At 65.7% G+C, this 6,528-nt stretch carries 9 protein-coding genes; 3 read left to right on the plus strand and 6 right to left on the minus strand.

Annotation, left to right across the window (positions count from 1 at the left end; genetic code table 11):
* The first annotated feature begins 40 nt into the window (after positions 1-40).
* Positions 41-592 (plus strand): SMI1/KNR4 family protein, encoded by a 552-nt coding sequence (locus tag BRAS3809_RS26085; protein WP_008965012.1) that lies wholly within the window; start codon positions 41-43, stop codon positions 590-592.
* Positions 593-1,030: 438 nt separating this feature from the next.
* Here BRAS3809_RS26085 and BRAS3809_RS26090 read toward each other — a convergent pair whose 3' ends face one another.
* The gene (locus BRAS3809_RS26090; RefSeq protein ID WP_008965013.1) at positions 1,031-1,357 is read right to left on the minus strand and encodes a hypothetical protein; all 327 of its coding nucleotides are present in this window, start codon (positions 1,355-1,357) and stop codon (positions 1,031-1,033) included.
* Between the two features lie 33 nt (positions 1,358-1,390).
* Positions 1,391-1,912, minus strand: coding sequence for a hypothetical protein (locus BRAS3809_RS26095; protein WP_139017449.1), 522 nt, complete (start codon positions 1,910-1,912; stop codon positions 1,391-1,393).
* Between the two features lie 278 nt (positions 1,913-2,190).
* Between BRAS3809_RS26095 and BRAS3809_RS26100 the strand changes: the two genes are divergently transcribed.
* Positions 2,191-2,718 carry a hypothetical protein gene (locus tag BRAS3809_RS26100; protein ID WP_008965015.1) on the plus strand — a complete coding sequence of 176 codons (528 nt, stop codon included), beginning with the start codon at positions 2,191-2,193 and terminating at the stop codon, positions 2,716-2,718.
* Positions 2,719-2,959: 241 nt separating this feature from the next.
* Here the strand turns inward: BRAS3809_RS26100 and BRAS3809_RS26105 are convergent, their stop codons facing one another.
* Positions 2,960-3,751 (minus strand): transporter substrate-binding domain-containing protein, encoded by a 792-nt coding sequence (locus tag BRAS3809_RS26105; protein WP_008965016.1) that lies wholly within the window; start codon positions 3,749-3,751, stop codon positions 2,960-2,962.
* A gap of 114 nt (positions 3,752-3,865) precedes the next feature.
* Here BRAS3809_RS26105 and BRAS3809_RS26110 point away from each other — a divergent pair, with 114 nt between their 5' ends.
* Positions 3,866-4,369 carry a DUF1993 domain-containing protein gene (locus BRAS3809_RS26110; protein ID WP_035658696.1) on the plus strand — a complete coding sequence of 168 codons (504 nt, stop codon included), beginning with the start codon at positions 3,866-3,868 and terminating at the stop codon, positions 4,367-4,369.
* Positions 4,370-4,436: 67 nt separating this feature from the next.
* On the opposite strand, the gene BRAS3809_RS26115 is transcribed toward BRAS3809_RS26110, so the two are convergent.
* The 3 genes from BRAS3809_RS26115 to BRAS3809_RS26125 all read right to left on the minus strand — a co-directional run.
* A complete protein-coding gene (locus tag BRAS3809_RS26115) occupies positions 4,437-4,838 on the minus strand; it encodes a hypothetical protein (protein ID WP_035658699.1) in 402 nt (133 codons plus the stop codon).
* Between the two features lie 188 nt (positions 4,839-5,026).
* Positions 5,027-6,025, minus strand: a complete 999-nt coding sequence (locus tag BRAS3809_RS26120; RefSeq protein ID WP_008965019.1) for a hydroxyacid dehydrogenase — start codon at positions 6,023-6,025, stop codon at positions 5,027-5,029.
* A gap of 28 nt (positions 6,026-6,053) precedes the next feature.
* The coding region (locus BRAS3809_RS26125) for a TOBE domain-containing protein (protein ID WP_035658701.1) at positions 6,054-6,528 on the minus strand (475 nt) is incomplete at its 5' end.

Consider the following 6,528-nt stretch of genomic DNA (forward strand, 5'->3'; position numbering starts at 1 on the left):
CGAACCCTCGATCCGGAACTGCCGAGCGGGTTGTTGAATCATGGTACGGATCTACGGAGATTTCGATCTGACCGATTTCTGGGTCGACTCTGATCATGCAAATACGGAGTATTTCGACGAGCCGCCCGACTCGTCGACGGTCACGGCGGTGCAGAAGCAGTTGGGCTACGTGCTTCCGGCCGCTTACCTTGAACTTTCTCGCCACCACAATGGCGGCGTTCTGAAGAAGACGTGTATCCGCAGTCCCTCTCCGACGACGTGGGCCGAAGACCATGTGGCCATCACCGGACTCTATTCCATCGGAAGCGGCGGGAGGTACTCGCTGTGCGGTGAACGCGGCAGTCAGTTTTGGGTCAACGAGTGGGGCTACCCGCCGATCGGAATCTATTTTGCCGATTGTCCGTCTGCCGGTCACGACATGATATGTCTCGACTATCGCACGTGCGGTCCAGATGGCGAGCCGTCGGTCGTGCATGTCGATCAGGAGTGGAGTTATCGGATCACGCGTCTTGCTGACAGCTTCGAGACGTTCATCCGCAGCCTCGACTTCGCATCGGCCTTCGACATCGGAACCTCGCTGCAAAGCCACTGAAGTGTCCAGTTGCGCAAAGGCGCATGCGTGCCGGGCCGACCAGCCACAGAGGCCGATGCTTCCGACGAAGCCCCCGACGTCATGATCTTGACTTTCAACAGTGATGTCATTAGCGAACAGCGCCCCGCGACAGACGCGGACAGAAAGAGGCGTACCATGACGGACGATAGCCAGCACCGGGAGTCCCGCTAGCGCGTCCGTCGATGCTTGCTTGCGCGCCTCCCTCTGATGCCGGATGGGCAAAGCCGCCGGCACATTCCCCCACAACGAGTCTGAGACATCGAAGCCCGTGATGCGCATGTGCGCATTGGGAGCCCGTCGCTGCGCGTCCTCAACGCGGCGAACAGCCGCTCATCCCACCTCAAGGCGCAAGGTCGCGCTCACATGACTCCCAGTTCACCGCCTCGAACGAGGTTGATGTCGGAGCCGGAGCCCGGACTATCTGAAATACCAGGGGTAGGTCCAGTAGACGCCGTCGGCCGCGGTCCGCATCCGCATGATCGCCTTCGAGCCCGTGCGTTGATCATCCTCGACGATCACAACGGTGCCGACCGGAAAGGTCCGGCATTCTCCCGACGCCTTCTTGGCGCGCCAGAAGTCGGCAAAGCGCGGCGTATCTCCCATCAGCTCGCCGAGGGTCTTCAGCGTCTGCCATGAGCGGCAGGAGACCGCGGCGGAAGCTGCTGTCACACGCTGCCCCTGGTCGTAGGCGTGCGCGGGCGTGATGATGACGGCGGCAAGCAACACGGGACCGATGCGTCTCAAAACTCGTCTCCTTGCGATGGAATGATCAAGCGGTTACTTCCGCACGATCTGCACTTGCCGCAACACCTTCAGGAGCTCAGCGCGCGACGTCGCCGCCTTGCTCGGGTCGGCAGCCCCCGTGGAGAGGTGCAGATCGATCCAGGTATTGGCCTCGACGCGCTCGGCGCGCAGGTTCGACTGGATGAGGCCCGGGACGGAGACGTCGTAGGCCACCACCTCCCACGCGCCCTCGCGCAGCGTCTCCACACGCGTCGGTGCCCTGGCTCCGGCCAGCGCTGGAGATCGCAGCTCACCCGCCCAAAACGCCTCGAGGCCCTTGTATTGCTGCGCCGGCTCGAGCCAGCCGCTCACGATCAGCAGCGGCTGCGCGCGGCTCAGCTTGAAGTAACCGGGTCTTGCGCCCTCCACGGGATCGGCCCGAAGCGCCGGCTCGGAGATCTTCAGGGTGACCTGGCTCTGCGGCATCGTGAACGTGAACGGGACCTCCGACTGCGCGGGGCGGCCGACGGCGGCCAGCGCAAGTATCGTCACAACACCGCACAGCAGTGCGGCCATCGACCCACGGCGAGATGGCATGGTGCCCCCCCTAAAAACCCATTCGGAGTTTCATAGCGTGGCCTAGCGCTCACCACTACGAAGTTCAGCGATGGTCACTGTTGGTCTTGCCAGCAGCGCCTCCTGGCCGATGCAACTTACGCGCGCGTTGCGATGCGCCGATTCCGCAACAGCTTGGATAAAGCGGAAGAGGGCAACTGCGACATGCTGGCGCCTCAATCACGACCGTGCGAAGAAGCGAGCATTCTTGGTGTCCATCTACCTGGAGGGGCGCGTCCATGCGCTATCTGCTTGCCGTTCTCGCGATCGTCTTCCTGCCGTCGGCTGCGGCCGCGCAGGAGCGGATCACGATGGCGGACTACGTCGCGCTGTGTCTTGCGCTGTGGGACGGTGCTCCGGATATCTCCGCCAGGGCCAGCGAGCTGGGGCTGGTGGACTCCACCGGCGGCACGTCGGGGGCGTCGATCACCATCGAGAAGTCCACGATGCGGCTGTTCAAGTCGTCGTCCGGCAATGTGTCGGCCATCAGCACCGTGATGGAGGAGGGCCGGCAATCCTGGTGCGACGTCAACGTCCCCGTCGCGCTCGACAAGGCCGATCTCGACGTGCTGGCGAAGACACTGGATCTCGACGGGCAGGTCGTCACGCTCGGTCAGGCGACCATCGGCAGCTGGCGGGTGCGCAAGCGCCGGCCGCCGGTGCTGGTCCGTACGATCCTCGGACGAGCCGCCACGACGGTGGTGCTGGTGCGCTACGAGCCGTCGGTGACGGCCGCCGCGGCCAAGCCGCAGAAGGCCGCGCACTGAACGCCTGCGCGGACAAAGCCACCGCGGGCGCTCGACCTGTTGCGCTCGTCTCTCCTCCCGTCGTCATGGCCAGGCTTGTCGCGGTCATCCCACGCCGTCCGGCATGTTGGGAACGACGTGGATGCCCGGGACAGAGGCCCGGGCATGACGGAGCAGATGGGCGGGATCGGTCGCTGGTCATTCGGCTGAAGGAGACCAGCCCAGTCTGGAGCTGGCCAGCGCCGGCCGGCCGAGACCTCGTTCAGTCGAACCACGCCTTGTAGATCGCCTGATAGCTGCCGTTCTCGGTCGAGATGTGCAGCCACTGGTCGACGAACGCCTTCAGGGCGACGTCACGCTGCAGCCAGTAGGCCTTCTCGGAGAAGTCGAACGGCTTGTCGGGATGGACGGCGCAGAGCACGCCGGGATGCAGCTTCTGCTGGTAGCGCGTCTCGGAGGCGTCGGTCATCATCAGGTCGGCGTCGCCCTTGGCAATCTCGTCGAAGATGGTGGTGTTGTCGTTGTAAACGCGGATGTCGGCAGCCTTGATGTTGGCGCGGGCGAAGCGCTCGTTGGTGCCGCCGGGATTGACGACCACGCGGGTGCCCGGCTTGTCGATGTCGGCGAGCGTCTGGTACTTCGAGGTGTCGCTGCAGCGCGCGATCGGGGTCTTGCCCTCGCGCATGATCGGCGTGGTGAAGAAGCCCTTCTTCTGGCGGTCGAGCGTGATCGATACGCCGCCCATCGCGACGTCGAACTTGTCGGCCTCGAAATCCTTCATGAGCTGCGGCCAGCTGGTCGGCACGAATTCGACCTTCACGCCCATCGCCTTGCCGAGCGCCTCGGCCATGTCGACGTCGAAGCCGGAGAACTTGCCGGTGGCCTTGTCCAGGTAGGTGAACGGCTTGTAGTCGCCGGTCATGCCGACGCGCAGGGCACCGCGCTGCATGATCTCGTCGAGGCGCGAGGCCTGCTCGGCGAGCGCTTGCGCCGCGAGCCCGCAGACCAGCGCAACCGCGCTCAAGGTGGCGATCGTCCGGTTGAAAAGTCCCATATTGAAATACCTCGTTCGGTTGGGCCGGATTAGTCTTAGCGGAGGCCGGCGCGCCCGACGAGGGGTGGAGCAGGGCGGTCGTGATCAGCGAGGGCGGTGTCCGTGAGCATTTCGATGATGGAGGCGTCGGTCGGGGTGTTCGTGCCCTATCTCCGCAATCTCTCGGCGCTGCTCGACAAGGCGGCGGACTTTGCGGCGGCGCGCGGCATCGATCCCACGGAGCTGCTGCAGGCGCGGCTGGCGCCCGACATGTACAGTCTGGTCCGGCAGGTCGGCGAGGCCAACCGCCACGCCACCATCGCCTGCGCGCTGCTCGCGGGACGTCCGCAACCCGCCGTCGACCAGAGCGAGACGGACATCGCCGGCCTGAAGGCCAGGCTCGCGACGGCGATCGATGATCTCCAGAAGATGCCGGCCGCGGCGATCGAAGAGGGCGCCATGCGCGAGGCGGTCTTCACCTTCCGCAATGGCAACACGCGCCGGTTCGCGGACGGCCGCTCATTGCTGCTGACGTTCAGCCTACCGCAGTTCTTCTTTCACGTCACCACGGCCTACGACATCCTGCGCCACGCCGGCGTGCCGCTGGCGAAGCCGGACTATCTGGGCGCGCCGAGATAGGACGCGGACAAGCAAATGGCCGGCGCGGGGCCGGCCATGACGATGTCGTCGCTCCGGGTCGCGCGTCCTACGTCTCGGCGCGACCGGCCGAAGCGAACGGGCCGTTGCCGGTCATCTCGTTCTTCAGCGCCTCGAACCGTTCGATCGCCGCGCGCGCTCTTGCATCGACCGTCTTGACCGCGGCATCGGCGGTCATCGGCCCGCTGCTGACGGCGATCGAGGTCGGACCGACGGTCTCGTCGACGTAATAGCCGTCGTCGCCGCGGCGGGCGGTCCAGCGGAAGCGGATCGCGGAGATCGGGCCGGGGCCGACCTTGGTGTAGCCGTCGGCCTGGTCGAACGGCACGACCGTCGCCGCGGCCGTCTTGGCCGACTTCTCCGCCGGCTTGGCGGTCTCCGTCTTCAAGCTCTCGGGCTGATCCAAAATGCTCGCTATCGTTGCGAGCGCATGCTCCGTCGCAACACTCATCGCCGCCTCTGTTCCTACTGGCGCGCGAAAATACCGGCGCCAGTATTCACAGTTGTAGCGAAATTTGGGCAGGATGCAATAATACGTTCAAATTCGGGCAACAGAGCGGTGGAGAAATGCCTGACATCCGCGTGACGTCGCCCCGGCGCCTGCCCCGTCATGGCCGGAGCAGGGCCGTCCCGTTCGAGCTAGAGAACGTCCTGGTTGATCACGTTCTGCCGGATCGGATCGCCGTCGAGCACGCTGAGGATGTTGCGCGCGGTCTGCTCGCTCATGCGGTCAACGGCCTCGCGGGTGACGCCGGCGACGTGCGGGGCCATGATCACATTGGGTAGCGCATGCAACGCGTGGCCGACCGGCGGCGGCTCCTGCTCGAACACGTCGAGGCCGGCGCCGGCGAGCCGGCCCGACGACAGCGCGTCATACAGCGCGGCCTCGTCGATCAGGCCGCCGCGCGCGGTGTTGATCAGGTAGGCGGTCGGCTTCATCAGCCTGAGACGGGCCGCATTGAACAGGCCGATGGTCTCCGGCGTCTTCGGGCAGTGGATGCTGACGAAATCGGCGCGCGGCAGCGCGGCGTCGAGGTCGGCCACCGGCTCGCAGCCGGCCGCGGTGATCTCGGCGGCGGGCTTGTAGGGGTCGTAGACCAGCACCTGCATCTCCATCGCGAGGCAGCGCTTGGCCGTGCGGGTGCCGATGCGGCCGAAGCCGATGATCAGCACGGTCTTGCCGTAGAGGTCGAACGGCAGCACGCCGAGGCGGGAGCCCCAGGTGCCGTCCTTGACCATGGCATGCATCTCGCTGGCACGCTTGGCCAAGGTCAGCATCATGAACAGCGCCTGCTCGGCGACCGAGGGCGAGTTCGCGGTGCCCGCGACCATCAGCGGCACCTTGTGCCTGGACAGCGCCGGCACGTCGACCGCGTCGAAGCCGACGCCGATCCGGGTGACGACCTTCATGTCGCCGGCGGCGACGAGCTCCGGCTCGCCGAATCGCGTCGCGCCGAGCGCGACGCCATGCACGGGCGCATGCGAGCTGAGCAGCGCGGAGAAATCCGCCGCGGAGATCATGTTGGGGAATTCGATCATCTCGACGTCGTCGCGCGCCGCGAGCAGCGCGCGGCCCTTGGCCGAGAACGATTCCGTGACGAGGATCTTGTTCTTGTTGGTTGCCGTCCTGATGGTCATGTCCTGCCCTTGAAGCTTCTTGTGCCCGTCAGATCACGAGCCCGGTCGCCTCATTTAACAGGTGCATGTTGTTGAGGTCCATTGCCATGCGCAGGGGGCTGCCATCCCGCGCGCCGGCATTGGGATTGACGCGCCCGCAGATCGGCGTGTCATTGAGGGTGAAGTAGACCAGTGTCTCCATGCCCATCGGCTCGGTGACGTCGAGCATCGCCTCGAACGTCTCGACTCCCGGCTCGGCATGCGGCCTGGTCTCGGTGATGTGCTCCGGACGGATGCCGAGCAGCAACGGTTCATTCCGCGACACGGATTGATAGCGTGCGGCGCGGGCCGGCGGCAGCGGGAAGGCGATGCGGTCGGTGAGGCGGATGTGGAGCTGGCCGTTCGCCTCCTCGAGCCGGCACGGCACGAAGTTCATCGCGGGCGAACCGATGAAGCCGGCGACGAAGCGCGTCGCCGGACTGTGATACAGCTCGGTCGGCGTGCCGATCTGCTCGATGCGCCCC

The sequence above is a fragment of the Bradyrhizobium sp. STM 3809 genome (assembly GCF_000239795.1).
GTDB lineage: Bacteria > Pseudomonadota > Alphaproteobacteria > Rhizobiales > Xanthobacteraceae > Bradyrhizobium.